Origin of the sequence: Nocardia africana NBRC 100379, from assembly GCF_001612635.1 — a bacterium.
GTDB lineage: Bacteria > Actinomycetota > Actinomycetes > Mycobacteriales > Mycobacteriaceae > Nocardia > Nocardia africana.
The window spans coordinates 363,078-379,443 of the sequence record NZ_BDAV01000013.1 but is presented as its reverse complement, the minus strand read 5'-3'; the positions used below and the strand labels follow the sequence as shown (position 1 = coordinate 379,443).

The 16,366-nt window shown below is 67.9% G+C and carries 16 protein-coding genes and 1 pseudogene; 11 read left to right on the top strand and 6 right to left on the bottom strand.

The genetic code is table 11. The features are described from left to right. The first annotated feature begins 649 nt into the window (after positions 1-649). From NA3_RS24820 to NA3_RS24810, 3 genes are all read left to right on the top strand, one after another. Positions 650-1,078 (top strand): DoxX family protein, encoded by a 429-nt coding sequence (locus NA3_RS24820; RefSeq protein WP_062966018.1) that lies wholly within the window; start codon positions 650-652, stop codon positions 1,076-1,078. 429 nt (positions 1,079-1,507) lie between these two features. Next, the gene (locus NA3_RS24815) at positions 1,508-2,140 is read left to right on the top strand and encodes a hypothetical protein (RefSeq protein WP_062966017.1); all 633 of its coding nucleotides are present in this window, start codon (positions 1,508-1,510) and stop codon (positions 2,138-2,140) included. Positions 2,141-2,207: 67 nt separating this feature from the next. Then, positions 2,208-2,864 carry an AAA family ATPase gene (locus NA3_RS24810; protein WP_062966016.1) on the top strand — a complete coding sequence of 219 codons (657 nt, stop codon included), beginning with the start codon at positions 2,208-2,210 and terminating at the stop codon, positions 2,862-2,864. Positions 2,865-2,981: 117 nt separating this feature from the next. On the opposite strand, the gene NA3_RS37135 is transcribed toward NA3_RS24810, so the two are convergent. After that, on the bottom strand, positions 2,982-3,182 hold the full coding sequence (locus NA3_RS37135; RefSeq protein ID WP_128145563.1) for a hypothetical protein: 201 nt from the start codon (positions 3,180-3,182) through the stop codon (positions 2,982-2,984). 216 nt (positions 3,183-3,398) lie between these two features. Here NA3_RS37135 and NA3_RS24805 point away from each other — a divergent pair, with 216 nt between their 5' ends. From NA3_RS24805 to NA3_RS24795, 3 genes are all read left to right on the top strand, one after another. Then, positions 3,399-3,728, top strand: a complete 330-nt coding sequence (locus NA3_RS24805; protein WP_062966015.1) for a hypothetical protein — start codon at positions 3,399-3,401, stop codon at positions 3,726-3,728. 103 nt (positions 3,729-3,831) lie between these two features. Continuing rightward, positions 3,832-5,022, top strand: a complete 1,191-nt coding sequence (locus tag NA3_RS24800; protein WP_062966014.1) for an NAD(P)/FAD-dependent oxidoreductase — start codon at positions 3,832-3,834, stop codon at positions 5,020-5,022. 10 nt (positions 5,023-5,032) lie between these two features. Then, on the top strand, positions 5,033-5,968 hold the full coding sequence (locus tag NA3_RS24795) for a sigma-70 family RNA polymerase sigma factor (RefSeq protein ID WP_062966013.1): 936 nt from the start codon (positions 5,033-5,035) through the stop codon (positions 5,966-5,968). A gap of 9 nt (positions 5,969-5,977) precedes the next feature. Here NA3_RS24795 and NA3_RS24790 read toward each other — a convergent pair whose 3' ends face one another. The 3 genes and pseudogenes from NA3_RS24790 to NA3_RS24780 form a co-directional block, all read right to left on the bottom strand. Beyond that, positions 5,978-6,394: a nuclear transport factor 2 family protein gene (locus tag NA3_RS24790; protein WP_218021894.1), complete on the bottom strand. Its 417-nt coding sequence runs from the start codon at positions 6,392-6,394 to the stop codon at positions 5,978-5,980. A 72-nt stretch (positions 6,395-6,466) separates the two neighbouring features. Next, positions 6,467-6,885: pseudogene (locus tag NA3_RS39320) on the bottom strand (class I SAM-dependent methyltransferase); the annotation flags it as partial. 73 nt (positions 6,886-6,958) lie between these two features. Continuing rightward, positions 6,959-7,852 (bottom strand): NADP-dependent oxidoreductase, encoded by an 894-nt coding sequence (locus NA3_RS24780; RefSeq protein ID WP_062966010.1) that lies wholly within the window; start codon positions 7,850-7,852, stop codon positions 6,959-6,961. A gap of 70 nt (positions 7,853-7,922) precedes the next feature. Between NA3_RS24780 and NA3_RS24775 the strand changes: the two genes are divergently transcribed. Next, the gene (locus NA3_RS24775; protein WP_062966009.1) at positions 7,923-8,558 is read left to right on the top strand and encodes a TetR/AcrR family transcriptional regulator; all 636 of its coding nucleotides are present in this window, start codon (positions 7,923-7,925) and stop codon (positions 8,556-8,558) included. On the opposite strand, the gene NA3_RS24770 is transcribed toward NA3_RS24775, so the two are convergent. Then, entirely contained in the window at positions 8,548-9,699 is a 1,152-nt protein-coding gene (locus tag NA3_RS24770; protein WP_128145562.1) for an epoxide hydrolase family protein, read from the bottom strand. The genes NA3_RS24775 and NA3_RS24770 overlap by 11 nt on opposite strands. Positions 9,700-9,760: 61 nt before the next feature. Between NA3_RS24770 and NA3_RS24765 the strand changes: the two genes are divergently transcribed. The 4 genes from NA3_RS24765 (at position 9,761) to NA3_RS24750 (ending at position 13,137) form a co-directional block, all read left to right on the top strand. Next, a complete protein-coding gene (locus tag NA3_RS24765; protein WP_062966008.1) occupies positions 9,761-10,720 on the top strand; it encodes a helix-turn-helix transcriptional regulator in 960 nt (319 codons plus the stop codon). A 164-nt stretch (positions 10,721-10,884) separates the two neighbouring features. After that, positions 10,885-11,310, top strand: coding sequence for a VOC family protein (locus NA3_RS24760; RefSeq protein ID WP_062966081.1), 426 nt, complete (start codon positions 10,885-10,887; stop codon positions 11,308-11,310). 118 nt (positions 11,311-11,428) lie between these two features. Beyond that, the gene (locus NA3_RS24755; RefSeq protein WP_062966007.1) at positions 11,429-12,373 is read left to right on the top strand and encodes an ATP-binding cassette domain-containing protein; all 945 of its coding nucleotides are present in this window, start codon (positions 11,429-11,431) and stop codon (positions 12,371-12,373) included. Then, positions 12,370-13,137 (top strand): ABC transporter permease, encoded by a 768-nt coding sequence (locus NA3_RS24750; protein ID WP_062966006.1) that lies wholly within the window; start codon positions 12,370-12,372, stop codon positions 13,135-13,137. Before NA3_RS24755 ends, NA3_RS24750 begins: the two co-directional genes overlap by 4 nt. Here NA3_RS24750 and NA3_RS24745 read toward each other — a convergent pair. Next, positions 13,121-16,324, bottom strand: coding sequence for an ATP-binding protein (locus NA3_RS24745; protein ID WP_233427327.1), 3,204 nt, complete (start codon positions 16,322-16,324; stop codon positions 13,121-13,123). The two genes, NA3_RS24750 and NA3_RS24745, sit on opposite strands and share 17 nt — an antisense overlap. Positions 16,325-16,366: the final 42 nt, after the last annotated feature.

Genomic DNA, 16,366 nt, shown 5'->3' with positions numbered 1-16,366 from the left:
GGGCTGCGAAGGCCCGGCTTTCCTCTGACGAGTACGCAGCGTTGCAGCGTGGACTGGAATTGCGATACGGAGTCGACTGAGTCGCGAGGAACAGGTGCACACCGACCTCCCATCCGGCAATCGGCATGAGCGCGCACGTGAGTTCGCTAGAGTCAGCCGGACGGCGCGGCTGGAGCGTCGGAACTCGCGAGGCGCCGGCGCTGGTTGGGTCGAGGGGAGGTGCAGAGGTTATTCTGCTTCGGAACGTGGCGCGATGTGTGAGCAGGGGTTTGACGTGCCGATATGGGATGTCAACGTAGTCGAGTTCCGCTTCAACGTGTAGGGCGCCTGGGAAGAAGTGGGGCAGCGCGTGTATCGCTGCTGGTAGCGACTCTGCTGAGGCCCCATCCGGATTCGGGTGGGGGCTCAGTCGTTTCGCTGGCGTGGTGCGATGGTCGACCTCGACCGCGTGGTATGCGGTATTTCCGAGCGGCCTGATCGGGGTCAGGTCGAATCCGTGGGCAGTTCTGGCCGGAAACGCAGCGCACATTCGGTCCCGGTGGCGCGGTGAAGATTCCTTCGACCGCGGCGATGAGTTTTCCGGATCGCCCCCGTCCGTACTGGTGAACGCGCCACCAACCCGGCGCGACCGACCCAGAAGGAACGAGAGATGACCGCCATCACCAACACCCAGACCACCACCACCGTCCGCCCCGGCAAGATCCGCAACCGTGTCCTGTGGACCCTGCAGATCGTGCTCGGTCTGTTCTTCATCATCGCCTCCGGCGGCCCGAAGCTCGTCATCCCGCAGACCCTGATGGAGAACAACGCGACCGCTTTCTCGATCCCGTTGGCGCTGTTGGTCTTCATCGGTCTCGCCGAGGTCGCGGGCGGTATCGGACTCATGGTGCCCCGCCTGACCGCGGCCGCCGCCATCGGCTTGGCGATCGTCACCTTCCTCGCCGCCGGCTTCAACGCCTTCCTGGCCGGCACCCCGGAGTTGGCCCCCTTCCCGCTCGTGCTCACCGCGATCTTCGCCTGGATCGCCTACGAGCGCCGGGCCTCGATCACCGCCTTGCGCGCGCTGCTCGAGCGATGACCCACGCATAACGCCCGGCTACCGGCGGCACGCAGCCGCCGGTAGCCGCGTTGTGCGTTACGGGACGGGCCGGTCGGGTTGGTCGGGGCTGTCCCATCGGAGTCGCGGGCGGACGTCACCGGATCGGGCCGCCCACCCCGCGTCCCTCCGAATCATGTGATGACAGTTGTTGTTTCGCGCCGGGCGGGGCGGTGCCCCAGCCCGACGCGCGAGCCTGTGCCGTGTGCGGGCGAGTGCCCTTATCGCTCGTCCGGCACCGTCATGGGAGCTGGTACAGGATGTTCGGCGCGGCAGTCGATCTCGCGCCTTGTTCGACCGATACGGGCAGGTGAGTGTGCTCGCGGATGAAGAGGAGCCCGTCCTTGTCGCCGGTGTGTGGAACTATTCGCGATTGATCGACAATCTATGAACACGGATAGGGCGAACTGGATGACGCTGGCACGCGATGAGGCATTGGCGCTACTGACAGACTCGCTCTCGGCGCGGCGGCGACGCGGCGCAAAACGGCTGCGCGCCCTCGCAGACCCGACAACAGCGGCTCGAGTCCGCGCCGCGCTCGAACGCGAAGTGCTGGACAAACGCACCTGGGAGACGCAGTACCAATTGATCATGGCGCTGGGAACGACCGGCAGCCGCGAGGATGTCGAACTGTTGAAAACACTAGCGCTGCAACCTCGCTCGGCACCGGTGGTCAACGCTGCTCTCGGCGACGCCATCGTCCGCCTGGGTCGCGACGTCGACAACGACCCGGCCCCCGCCATGTGGTGTCTGCAACAAGACGTCGAACTTCTCGCTGACGGCGCGCTGCGCGCGGTCGCGATGCTGCGACTGAACTTCCCCGACACCGCGGTCGACGCCGTCATCGACTACGCCGAGGCCGGTTTCCACGATCTCAACCATAAGTACCTGGCGTACTGGCCAGCGGTCGCAGCAGCCGGTTGGTCCGGGCCTCGTGTGCGGGCGTTTCTGACCCGATGCTCACAAGATGGCCGCCAGATCATCGCCGAAGCCGCCACGGACGCCCTGAACGGTCGTTACGGAAACTACATGAGCGTGCTGTAGCCGGATCGATGGGCGGTGTGGGCTTCATCTTGTGTGCTTTGTCGGCGTCGATGGATAGCTTGGGCGGATGGGTGCCGACGAACACGAGCAACCTCGTACCGCGGCTGCGCTGCGCGCACGGCTGCGCCATGTCTATTGGATCGGTGGGGGCAGCGGTGCGGGCAAATCGACCGTCGCCGCCAATCTCGCGGCCCGGCACGGGTTGCGCGTGTACTCGACCGACGATGCCATGCGCGACCACGCCGCGCGCAGCACACGGGAGAACGCGCCCTGGCTGAGCAGATTCGCGGCGATGAGTATGGATGAACGCTGGGTGGACCGGTCGCCGGAGACGATGCTCGACACGTTCCACTGGTATCGGGGCGAAGGGTTCTGGTTCATCGTCGACGACCTGCTGGGCTCATCCTCCGAAAACAGTGTCGTCGCTGAGGGATTCCGTCTGTTGCCACGTCTGGTCGCTCCGCTGCTCGCCGAGCGCAGCCACGGCGTGTGGTTGCTTCCCTCGCCCGCGTTCCGCCGCGCAGCGTTCGACAAGCGCGGCTGGGAAATCCCCGGCAAGACTCGTGATCCGGAGCGTGCCGCACGAAATCTGCTCGAACGTGATCGGTTGTTCACCGACCGTCTCCGCGCGGAAAGTGCCCGCCTCGCCCTTCCCGTCATCGACGTCGACGCCATGTCCGAGGAGGATCTGACCGAGAGGGTCGGCCGAGTATTCGGACTCTGAGCCTCGAGTCGCCCCAGCCGCCCCGCGTCGACCGGCGGTAGTGAGGCCCTGTCAGGGAGAAAACCGCGAAATTCGGCGCGGTTTGCACGATCTGTTCAGCGTCGATACCCAGGTCGCCTAGAAGTCCATGCCACCGAGCCCCTTGGGCGAAGACTCGGGTTCGCCCTGCCCGCGACCGCCGGTCGGGTCGCTCGTCGTCGAGTGGTGTTCGGCGGCGAGATCGGTGTTCGGTTCGCGGCGGGGATGACGGACCATGGCCCACGCCGAATGTGCCGCTGCCGATATTCGCTGTCCCAAGTGGGCCGCAACTCCTGACATCGGGTACTCCTCGTCGGACGACTGTTCTTGCCTCGCGCATACCCGGTGATGCCTCGAGCATGCCCCATCGACGTCACCGTGGCTGCGCGCCGCCCGGGCCGAAAGCCATATCGAGGGCGGGACATCAGAGGACGTTCTGCCCTTGGTTGGGCCCGCCGAGGAGGCGACGCTGGACAGCGACGGATAGCGATCGCACTGCTTCGAGAGGGCAAGAATATGAAACCGTTGTCGGAATCACTGATGGATCTGGCGGTCCGGGTGAAACAGTTCGAAGACTCCTCCGCCGGGGCGCGGGACAAGAGCCGGGCCGCACTGCAGTCCCAGCGAGAGAAACTGACCACGACTCTCGGACATGAAGGGCACGAGTTGGAGAAGACCGCGGCGGAACTCCGTGAGGCCGCACAGAGTTGGTGGGCCGACACCCAGGAAGCCATCGAACGTCAGATCGGCGTGATGCGCGCCGACTTCGAGAAGTGGCAGGCGAACATCAGGTCACAGCGCGCGGGACAAACCCCCGAGCTGACGGAACCGGCGAGCAAGGACTGATCGAACCCCGTCAGGGGACTGTGACCTACATCACTACTCGTTCCTGTCAGGAATTCGCGCTCTGTCTCGTTCAGGCAGCACGCGAACCAGACAGGAGCGAATCATGAAGCACCGCATCGTCGTTCTCGGGGCCGGATATGCCGGGGCATTCTGCGCCGGATACCTGGCCCGTCAACTGCACGCCGACGACTTCGCCATCACCGTCGTCAATGCCGAACCCGATTTCGTCGAGCGGTTGCGGCTGCATCAGTTCGCCGCCGGGCAGGAACTTCGCCATCGGCCGCTGGCCGAGGTGTTCGCGGGTACGGACATCCGGTTGCGAGTGGCACGGGTGAGCGCCGTCGACGTCGAGGCCCGGACCGTCGCCGTCGCCGACGATGCCGGTATCGACCGGCTCGAATACGACACCTTGCTCTACGCACTCGGCAGCACCGCTGCCGACCAGGGGATTCCCGGCGTCCACGAGCATGCTTTCCACGTGGCCGCGCGGCCGGCGGCGCTGCGTTTGCGCACCCGCCTCGACGAGCTCGGCGAAGACGGGAAAGTGCTGGTCGTGGGCGGCAACCTGACCGCGATCGAGGCCGCCACCGAACTCGCCGAATCCCGTCCGGGGCTTCGAGTCGGTCTCGTCACGAGCGGCGAGCTGGGCGGCTGGCTGGGTGCGATGGGACGCCGTCACCTGCTGCGTGCCTTCGACCGATTCGGCATCGCGGTGCACGAGCACACCACGATCGGGTGCGTCGAGGAGAATGCCGCCGTCGCGACCGACGGCACCGTTTTCGCCTCCGACGCGACGGTGTGGGCCGCGGGTTTCGCCGTTCACCCGATTGCCGCGGCCGGCGGTCTCGACGTAGTCGCCGACGGTCGGATCGCCGTCGACCGTCAGATGCGGTCGGTCTCGCATCCGGACGTCTACGTCGCCGGCGACAGTGTCTTCGTCATCGGCGAGAACGGCCGCCCGTTGCCGATGTCCTGCGCCTCGGCCGGATTCACCGGGATGCAGGCGACCGCCGCGATCATCGGAGACCGCACCGGGCGGAAGATACCGACGACCTCCCTGTCGTATCTCGGCAACCACATCAGCCTCGGTCGCAAGGACGGGATCTTCCAGTTGGTCGACGGCAATGCGCGGGCGAAGTCGTGGGCCCTGTGCGGCCGCACGGCCGCGGTCGTCAAGTCGAAAATCCTCGATACCGCTGCCTGGAGCCTGAGCCACCCGACCTTCGGGAAGCCGAGTCACCAGTACCGCTGGACCGGCAGCCGGGAGACCTCACCGCACGTGGTCGCCGCATAGAGTCGTGCCCATGGATACCGTGGCGAGTTTCGAGGCCAGTCGGAATCGGCTGGCCTCGCTCGCCTACCGTCTCCTCGGCTCGGCCGCCGACGCCGAGGACACGGTGCAGGACGCGTTCCTGCGGTGGCAGGCCGCCGACCGCGGATACGTCGAGGTGCCCGAGGCGTGGCTGACGAAGGTTGTCACCAATCTGGCCCTCGATCATCTCCGTTCGGCGGCGGCGCGGCGCGAACGCGCGGTCGGCGCCTGGATGCCTGAACCGCTGCTCGACGGCGACCCGATGCTCGGCCCTGCCGATACCGTCGAGCAGCGCGAATCGGTGACCTTGGCGGTGCTCATGCTCATGGAGCGACTGTCGCCGATCGAACGCGCCGTTTACGTACTGCGCGAAGCCTTCTCATACAGCCACGCCGAGACGGCCGACATCCTCGACATCACCGAATCAGCGAGTCAGCAGTATCTGCATCGGGCGCGGCGTCGAATCGCCGCCGCCGGCACGACCACCGGAACAGACCGGGCGTCCGCGCGCCGCATCGTCGAGGCGTTCGTCGCCGCCGCCTCTTCGGGCCGGACCGAGCGGCTGGTGGCACTGCTGACCGACGACGCGACCGGCGTCTCCGACGGCGCGGGTCTGGGATGGGCCGCGAAACTCATCCGGTACGCGACGCCGGAACGGATCGCCGCCGCGGTGCGGGCCGGCTTGAAACCGACTCCCGCGAAGCGCAGACTCGCCGGTGGCTCGCCTGCCATTCATGCCGCCGTGGTCAACGGCTGCCCCGCCATGCTCGCCACACTCGACGATCGCGTCGTGGGCGTGCTGATCCTGGAGGTCCGCGACGGCAAGATCGCGGGCGTGCGCGGCATCGCCGCCCGGCAGAGACTCGGCCGCCTCACCGAGGAATGGCAACGGCAGGACCACGATGCCCCGCTGATCGAATCGTGGTAACCGTAGGGTCTATCCCTGCTCGTCCAGGACCGCCAGGACCGCCGAGGTGTCGTGATAGTAGGGACGGAACTCGGTGATCAGGCCGTCTCGGAAGCTGATCCATTGCAGCAGTGACGTTTTCAGTTCACGTCCGGTGCGGCGCGCCCGCAACCGCCCCCGGCTGTGCACGACGACCCGGTCGCCGTCGCTGAGGAACTGCTGGTCGTCGAACCACAAACCGTCCCAGCTGTCGCCCATTGCGGCGATGAACCTCCGGAAGCCGTCGTGTCCGTGCCATTCGCCGCCGTAGGGCAGGCTCGACGCCTGATACATGACGACATCGGAGGCCAGGTGCCGAGCCATCTCCCCGAACCCGGCCCCCTCCGTGAGGTAGGCCGCTTCGGCCGCGTAGAACGCTCGCAAGGTGGTCATCACATCCGCCGTCATGCCCTCGATCGTGGCGGTCGATATGACGGTCCGCTGGCGAGAATTCGACGTCGCGATCGAGCAGCGGGATTCTCACTCGAGCGTGCCGCTGACGTAGAGCGTGTCGCCCATGTGCATGTCGTCGTTCGACAGCGACTGAAGGTTGTTCGCGGCCAACAGGTCTCGGATGGTGGATCCGGTGATTGCCCAGCCGCGGTCGGTCAGGTAAGGGGCCGCCTCGTTGCGTTCTCCGAAATAGCGCAGCGTCGTCATGTCGGTGTCGAAATCGTGTGCGCGCCAGCGGTCCGAGATGCGATGGCGGTGGCGGTGGGCCAATCGTCACGCAGATCGACTCCGGCCGCGCGCCGGTCGGCGGTCGGTGCAGCGGCCAGCTCGGTCAAGGTGTGGGTCTTGAATTCGACGACCTGCGGCTGTCGATCTCCGGGAGGCTCCTCGCCGGTCGCGAGCCGGGTGAGGAGGTCGATGCCGACCGCACGGACGAGCGGTTCGGCGTTGTCGGGGAATGATTCCCGTGCACATCACGATACGCCCACCGCCCGTCCGAGCCGACGGGCTCTCGAACGCTCACACGACGATGACCCGCCGGCCGCGGGTGTGCCCGGCGCGGCTGTCGATGTGTGCCGCAGCGGCATCTGCGAGGGAGTACGACTTTTCGACCGGGATATGCAGCTTTCCCCGCGCGAGGAGGTCGGCGGCCTCGTCGAGCGCGGCCGGCATGCTTCCCGCCACGCCGGAGAATCGGACGCCGAACTCGGGTGCGCCGAGGTCGGCGATGGTGATCACCTGCCGCGGGTCTCCGGTCAGTTCGACGAGTTCGCCGATGACGCCCGAGCCGGCCAGGTCGAGGGCCGCGTCGACGCGGCCGAGTCGGCGCACTCGCTCGACCCAGCCTTCGCCGTAGGTGGTGGCGAGGGCGCCGAGGCTGCGTAGGTAGTCCTGGTTGGACGCGCCTGCCGTGCCGATGACCGTGATGCCGCGCTCGCGGGCGATCTGGAGCACCGCCGATCCGACTCCGCCGGACGCACCGCTGACCAGCAGAGTTTGTCCGGGCCGCACGCCCACCTGGTCGATGATGCGCAGTGCCGTCTCCACCACCGACGGGTAGCCGGCCGCCTCCTCGAAGGACAGCTCGCCGGGTATGCGGGCCCAGGCCGTCAGCACCGCGAACTCGGCGTAGGTGCTCGAACCTTCGCCGAAGACGCGGTCGCCGATGGCGAAATCCGTTATGCCTTCGCCGATTTCGTCCACCACGCCGGCCGCGTCCTGCCCCACTCCGGCGGGCAGCTCGATCGGATGGGCCTGCTGGAACTGGCCTTCGCGAATCCGCCAGTCGACGGGGTTCACACCTGCCGCGCGCACGGCGATGCGGATCTGCCCGGGGCCCGCGTGGGGCTCCTCGGCGTCGACGAGTCGCAGGACCTCCGGGCCGCCGAACTCGGCGAAGCTCACCTTCTTCATGCGGTCGACGATAACACTAACCGTTAGTATTTTGTAGTTGTTAGCTTTTCATAGTTGATAGCATCCAGAGGTGACTGCGCCGACCGGACGTCGTGAGCGGAAGAAGGCCGCGACCCGCCAGAAGATCGCCGATACCGCGCTGCGGCTCTTCCTGGAGCGCGGGTACGACGCGGTGGGCATCCGGGATGTGGCGGCGGAAGCCGACGTGGCCGTGACCACGCTCTTTTCTCACTTCCCGTCGAAAGAGGCGCTGGTATTCGAGCGGGACGACGACTTCGAACAGCGCCTCACGCGGGCGGTGGCCGAGCGGGCGCCGGGTGAGCCGCTCATGCCCGCGCTGCGCCGCGAGATCCTCTCGCTGGTGCGACACTGCACGGCGGCGGGCGCCGATCCGATCTGGCGGATGATCGACGAATCGCCCGCCCTGCGGCAGTACGAGGAATCGATGCGGCTGCGGCACGCCGAGTCGCTGGCGACGGCCATCGGCGCGGACCCCGAACTGTCCCGCACGCCGACGGCCTGCCGGACGATCGCGAGATTCGTGATCGACGCCTACTCCCTGGCGCGCGAATCGGCCGATCCGGATGCCGCGGTGGACGAGATCTTCGCAATGATCGAGGGCGCGTGGGCGGTCGCGCCGAGGACCGATTCGGCTGCGGGACAAGCGGTTACGCACCGCAGCGGAATCGTTCCGGCTAGCCGGTGACCGATCGGAAGAATTCGCGAATATCGGTGACGAGCTCCGCCGGCGCCTGCAGAGAAGCGAAGTGGCCGCCCACGGGATACTCGTTCCAGCGCACGATCGTGTTGGCCGCCTCCGCCAGGCCGCGAACGGCCCGATCGCCCCGGAAGTTCGCGACCGCGGTCGGCGCGCCCGAGGGTGCGGGTTTGCTGCCCCACGACGCCCCGGACTCCCGGTAGATCCGGGCCGCGGAGCCGGCGGTGCCGGTGAGCCAGTAGGTCGTGACGTCGGTCAGGATCATGTCGCGGTCGATCGGCGCTTGGTCGGTGGCCGTCGGATCCCAGTCGACGAACCATTCGAGATTCCACGCGAGCTGGCCCACCGGTGAGTCGTTGAGGGCATAAGCGATGGTCTGCGGGCGCAAGGCCATCTGGGTCGCGTAGCCGTTGTGCCCGTACCACCACATCTGGTTGGCGATCGCCTTCGCGCGATCGGCCTCCGACAGGTCGGCGAGTTCACGCCCGGACCCGCCGGCGGTCGCGGCGTCGGCCAGCGCGTTCACGTGCACGCCGATCACCCTGTCCGGTGCGACCCGCCCCAGCGCCGGGGAGATGAGACTGCCGTAGTCGCCACCCTGGGCGCCGTAGCGTTCGTAGCCGAGCCGTTGCATCAGCGTCGCCCAGGCGCGCGCGACTCGCGGTACGTCCCAACCGGTTTCGCGGGTCGGGCCGGAGAATCCGAAGCCCGGCACCGACGGCGCCACCACGTGGAACGCGTCGGCCGGATCCCCGCCGTATGCGCGCGGATCGGTCAGCGGTCCGAAGATGCCGAGGAAGTCAACGGGTGTGCTGGGCCAGCCGTGCGTGAGGATCAGCGGCGTCGCGTCCGGCTCGGGAGAGCGAACATGCATGAAATGCACTGTCTGCCCGTCGATTTCGGTGACGAACTGGGGGACCTTGTTCAACCTCGCCTCGTGTTCGCGCCAGTCGTAGCCGGTGCGCCAGTACTCGGCCAGATCGATCAGGTAGTCCCGATCGACCCCATAGGACCAGCCGACACCGGGCAGGGCGTCGGTCCATCGGGTGCGGGCGAGCCGGAAATTCAGTTCGTCCAGGTCTTCCTGCGGGATATCGATGCGGAACGGGGTGATCGTCGTATCGGTCATGAGAAGAGCATTCATCCCGTATAGGACGGAAACGGTCCTATACATGCGAGATGATCGATTCATGCCCGAAACCACGCCGGCCCGGCTGCTGCGGTTGCTGTCGCTGTTGCAGACACATCGCGACTGGACCGGAACGGAGCTGGCCGAACGACTCGACGTCACCACCCGCACCATCCGGCGCGACGTGGATCGCCTGCGCGAGTTGGGATATCCGGTGCACGGTGTGATGGGACCGGTCGGCGGATATCGGCTCGGCGCAGGTGCCTCCTTGCCGCCGCTGCTGCTGGACGACGACGAGGCGGTCGCCGTCACGATCGGACTGCAAACCAATACGGCGGGCACCGTCGCAGGCATCGAGGAGACCTCGCTGCGCGCGCTCACCAAGATGGAGCAGGTACTTCCGGCCCGGCTGCGCCACCGCGTCGACACACTGCGGGGGGCGGTGGTCGCCATGCCGCCCCGCTACGACCCCGGTCCCGCCGTCGACGCCGACCAGCTCACCGGCATCTCTGCCGCCATCCGCGCCGCCGAGACGCTGCGTTTCGACTACCGCAGCCACACCGGCGACGACACCCGGCGCAGCGTCGAGCCGCACCGCATCGCGCATTGGGGCCATCGGTGGTACCTCGTCGGCTGGGACTGCGACCGGGCCGACTGGCGTACCTTCCGTGTCGACCGCATATCGCTGCGCACGCCCAACGGCCCGCGCTTCACGCACCGACCGTCGCCCGACGGGGATGTGGTCGCCTACCTGCGCCGCACCATGGGCTTCGCGATGTGGCCGTACCGGTCGGTCATGCGGGTGCATGTTCCGGCCGAGCAGCTCGCCGGCCGCATCGAAGGTCTCGTCACTCCCATCGACGAGCACACCTGCCGGCTCGAAATGGGTTCGGACTCCTACGCTTTGGTGGCCCTGGTGGTCGGCATGCTCGACGTGGAGTTCGAGGTCGAGTCCCCGGCGGAACTGGCGGAACACCTGCGGGCACTCGCGGGCCGATTCACCCGCGCGGCAGATGGATAGCGGTCGCGGCGCGCGACGACCCGGTACGGTTCGGCAAGACCCGGCCGGGCAGGGGCGAGTGGCTCCCTGCCCGGCCCGGTTCGATGATGGGCGCTCAGTGATTCGCGGACCCACGAAGAGTCCGTGGGCCGGCGATCGGAGAAGAGACTGTGGCGATCAAGCGGATGGACAACGTGCTCATCGTGGTCGAGGACATCGACGCGGTGATCGCGTTCTTCGTCGAACTCGGTATGGAACTGGAGAACCAGGGGCCGGTCGAGGGCCGGTGGGTGGAACGCGTCATCGGCGTCGACGACGTGCGCCAGGACGTCGCGATGCTGCGAACCCCGGACGGACACGGGCGGGTGGAGCTCGCGATGTTCCGTCGGCCCGAACCGGTCAGGCCCGAACCGGAGCACGCGCCCGCCAACACCCTCGGCATCCGTCGCATCATGTTCGCCGTCGACGATATCGACGACGTCGTCGCCCGCGTGCGCCGGCACGGCGCCGAACTCGTCGGCACGGTGGAGCAGTACGAGAACATCTTCCGGCTCTGCTACGTCCGCGGTCCGGAGGGCATCATCGTCGGCTTGGCCGAGGAGATCGGCTGACGGCGGGCACAGTCCGCAAGCGGGCGGGTCGACCCGATGACCAGCGCAAACTCCGTGTCAGTGATCGTGTCAGGCCGGCATCAGGCTCGTATCAGCCGCCCACCGCACAGTTGTCCCCATGAACAGCACAGCAATTGCCGCCTCCGGGTTGCGGAAGGCGTACGGGGACAAGACGATCCTCGACGGGATCGATCTGACCATCGAGGCCGGGACGATCTTTTCGCTGCTCGGCCCGAACGGGGCCGGGAAGACGACGACCGTGAACGTATTGACCACGTTGGCGAAGGCCGACGGGGGGACCGCTCGGATCGCCGGCCACGACCTCGCCACCGAGGGTAAGGCCGTCCGGGCGGCGATCGGGGTGACCGGGCAGTTCGCGGCGGTGGACGACCTGCTGACGGGGGAGGAGAACCTGCGGCTGATGGCGGGACTGCATCGGCTGCGCGGGAATGCGGGCAAGCGGGTGGTGGCCGAACTGCTGGAGCGGTTCGATCTGGTGGAGTCCGCGGGTAAGCGGGCGGCGACCTACTCCGGCGGTATGCGCCGGAAGCTGGATCTGGCGATGACGCTGGTCACCAAACCGCAGATAGTCTTCCTCGACGAGCCGACCACCGGACTGGATCCGCGCAGCAGGCGCACCATGTGGGACATCGTGCGGGAGTTGACATCCGAGGGTGTGACGATCTTCCTCACCACCCAGTACCTCGAGGAAGCCGATCATCTGGCCGACCGGGTCGCGGTACTCGACCAGGGGCGCATCGTCGCCGAAGGCACACCCGACGACCTCAAGCGCCTGGTGCCCGGCAGCCACATCCAGCTTCGCTTCACACAACCCGAGGAACTGGATGCGGCGGCGCGCAGCCTGCCCGGCGCCACCCGCGACGACAGCGCGCTGACCTTGCGCGTCCCCGGCAACGGCGGCACGAAATCGCTGCGCCACCTGCTGGATCGGCTCGCCGAATCCTCGGTCGAGGCCGAGGAGGTCACCGTCCACACCCCCGATCTCGACGACGTTTTCCTTTCCCTGACCGGTCACGCGACCACGGAGGTTTCCCCGCGATGAGTACGATCACCATGCCCGCACCCCTGTCCGACGCGTCGAAGATGCTGGGCCGCAACTTCACCCACATCGCCCGCACTCCCGTCACCATCTTCAACGCGGCACTGATGCCGGTCGTGATGATGCTGATCTTCGTCTACGTCTTCGGCAACGCCTTCGATGTCGGCGGCCACTACATCGACTACGCCACACCGGGTTTGATCCTGCTGGCCATCAGCTACGGGCTGTCCGGCACCGCGGTGTCGGTGAGCTCCGATATGGCGAAGGGCATCATCAACCGGTTCAAGGTCATGGACGTCTCCCGCAGCGCCATCCTGATCGGCCACGTGGTGGCGACCATGCTGACCAATCTCGTGGCCATCGCGGCCGTCATCGGTGTGGCCTTCGCGCTGGGCTTCCGCCCGCCGGCGAGTGCGACGGACTGGCTCGCCGCCATCGGCATCATGGTCGCGACCTCGTTCGCGGCGTCGTGGCTCACCGTCGCCCTGGGGATGGCCGCGAAGACGCCGGAATCCGCCGGTATGAGCGTGGTGCCGCTGATCATGCTGCCCTTCGTGAGCAGCGCGATCGTGCCGGCCGACAAGATGGGCCAGGGCATCCGGCAGTTCGCGCAGTACCAGCCGTTCACGCCGATCATCGAATCGCTGCGCGGATTTCTCGAAGGCCACCCGTCCGGCGGCTACACCGCCGCCGCGCTCGCCTGGTGCGCCGGATTCGCCGTGGTCGGATTCTTCTGGTCGCGTGCCACGTTCAACAAGCGAGCGTAGTCGCCGCCAGTTCCTCCCACTTCGCTTGTGCCCCTTCAGACGTCGCCTCGGTGAACCGCTGGTCACCGAGGCGACGTCGTGCTGTCTGCTCGATCCGCTCCACATCCGGCTGGGCGCGGTCGACCAGCCCGCGGACCGCGGCACTGGCCGCGAGCAACCGGACCGCCTGTTCGTGCTCTCCGCCCCGTGACGCCAGATCCGCGATCCCCACCAGGATCAATGCGGTGAGCGGTGCGTAACCGGCACCGGTCGCCGCCCGCAACGCGGCGGCGTGCAGTGTGCGTGCGACATCCAAATCCATTGTGAGACAACCCAGCTGGTGGTTCGTCAACGCGTCGACGTAGCTCCGGTCCGCGTCGCCGCCCTGCAGGGATGTCGCGATCTCGATCTGCCGGCGGGCTTGTTCCGTATCGCCCTGCCAGCGGGCCAGTTCGGCCTTGGTGAAGGCCAATTCGGCCAGCGCGTTCGGCCAGGCGGAGCGGTCCGCGAACCGCTGCGCCTGCGCCATGGCGTCGGCGCTCGCCTCGGCGTCGCCCAGCAGCCAATACAGTTGAGCCTGGCGCGCCCGGATCAGGAAGACGTCCTCGATGGCGCCGACCTCGGTGACCACCGCGATCGCCTCGTCCAGATGCGCACAGGCGATGGCGAATTCGCCGCGCATGGCGATCCGGTTCGCCAGCTCGGTCAGGGCGAACGACATTCCCCAGCGCTCGCCGAGCGCCCGGAATTCGGCCAGTGCCGCCTCCAGATGGTCGTCCGCCTCCCGGCCGGGGAAACCGAGGGCGATGCGCGCCTTGCCCACCTGCAGCCGGGACAGCGCCCGCACCCAGGGATCGTCGTGGGTGAGCAACGGTTCGAATGCGGTCAGGAACTCGTCGCCGCCGCGCAACATGCGGTGCAGGGCGCCGATGAACGCCAATAGCGGATAGTCGCTCAAATTCTCGCGGCTGAGGTCGTAGGCCTTGTGGACCCATTCGGCCACCTGGTGTTCGTCGTTCGGCCCGGAGCTCATGAAATGCACGATCAGGCCGTAGACCCGAGCGCGGATCTGATCGTCCGGTGATGCTTCGCTGCCGCCTTCGTGCCCGCCGATTCGTGCCGCTGTGTCGATGGCGGCACTCGCGAGGGCACTGCGTGGTGACGCTTCGCTGCCGCCTTCGTGCCCGCCGATTCGTGCCGCGGCGGTGATCAGTTCCATCCCTTCGGCTTTGTGCCCGCCGAGCCACCAGTACCAGCCGGCGGCCGCCGCGAGCCGCATCGCTCCCGCCGCGTCGTCGTCGGCGAGCGCGCCGCGCAGCGCGACCGCGATGTTGTCGTGTTCGGCGTCGAGCCTGGCGAGCCACTCCAGTTGCTCGGCGCGGCGCAGATGCGGCTCCGCGGTATCGGCGAGGGTCGTGAAGTACGAAAGATGGCGCCGGCGAACACGTTCCGCTTCGCCGGCCGCGACCAGACGGTCGTGGGCGTACTGTCTGATCGTCTCGAGCATCCGGTAGCGGGGCTCGCCGTCCGCCGTGTTGAGCAGCAGCGACTTCTCGGTCAGTGCCGTCAGCACGTCGAGCACCTCCCACTGCTCGACGTCTCCCGGCTCGTCGGAGATGCCCGCGCAGATCTGCTCGGCCGCTTCGAGACTCGCACCGCCGGCGAAGACCGACAGCCGGCGCAGCACCATCCGCTCGGCGTCGGTGAGCAGTTCCCAGCTCCAATCGACCACCGCGCGCAACGTCCGGTGCTGCGGGATGGCGGTGCGGCTGCCACCGGTGAGCAGGCGGAATCGATCGTCGAGGCGGTCGGCGAGCTGGTCGAGGGACATGGTGCGCAGCCGGGCCGCGGCCAGTTCGATAGCCAGCGGTATGCCGTCGAGTGCCCGGCAGACGCGTGCGATGGTCGACAGGGTGGCGGGATTCGTCATATCCAGATCGGTACGGACCGCGCCGGCCCGGTCGCGCAGTAACTGGACGGCGGGGGAGGATTCGATCTCGGCCGGCTCCGCGTCCTCGGCCGGCAACGCGAGCGGCGCCACCTGCCACAGCGCCTCGCCCGTGATGCCGAGCGGTTCCCGGCTCGTGGCGACTATCCGCAGGCCCCGGCATTCTCCGAGGACCCGATGGGCGAAGGCCGCGGCGGCGTCGATCACGTGCTCGCAGTTGTCCAGGATCAGCAGCGTCTCGCGGTCTCGGATCGCCGCGACGAGCCGGTCGACCGGTTCCGCGTCCGGCGTGGCACCGAGCAACGCGTCGCGCAGACCGAATGCGGCCAGGGCCGATTGCGCCACGTCACCGCCGGCGCCGACGGAGGCCAGCTCCACCAGCCAGGCCCCGTCCTGCAGGTCGTCCAGCAGCGTGCGTGCGGTCTCCAGCGCCAGCCTTGTCTTCCCCGAGCCGCCCGGACCGGTCAAGGTGGTGAGCCGGTGGTTTGCGATGAGTTCGCGCACGGCGGCGACATCGGTGTATGTGCCGATGTATGTGGTCAATTCGGCCCGCAGGTTGGTCTTGCGCTCGCTGTCTCGGGGTCCCGCTTCGCCGCGCAGCAGGGCCACGTGCAGATCGGACAGTTCCGGGGCGGGATCCACACCCAGCGTGTCGGCGAGTGCTTCGCGGGCCCGCTGATAGACGAGCAGGGCCTCGGCGCCGCGGCCCGCCGCGGCCAGCGCCCGCATCAACGCGGCGACCAATCGTTCCCGGACCGGATGCCGGGCCACCAACTCGGTGAGCTCGGCGACCAGCTCCGGTCCGCGTCCGAGGCGGATCTCCGCTTCGTACAGATCTTCCAGCGCGGCCAGTTGCAACCCTTCGAAGCGGGTGACCACCGCCGCGACCGCCTCGCTGTCGCGCACGTCGATGTCCTGCATCGGCGCCCCGCGCCACAGCGCCAGGGCCTCGCGCAGCAGATGCGTCTGCCGGACGACGTCGCCGCCACGAGCCTGCTCGAGGAGACGTTCGAACCGCAACGCGTCGACCGCGCCCGGATCCACCGCCAGCCGGTAGCCGCCGGCCTGCCCGTCGAGCGATCCGTCCGGCAGCACCCGCCGCAGCCGGGAAACCAACGCCTGCAACGCATTCGCCGCGTCGGCGGGCGGTTGCTCCCCCCAAATCCAGTCGACCAGCGTCGCCTTGGGGACCGCGCGGCCGGGCTCGAGTGCGAGGGCGATCAACAGCGCCCGCAACCGGGCCCCCGGTACCTCGATCACTTCACCGTCATCTGCCCGGATGTCGAGCGTTCCAAGCATCCC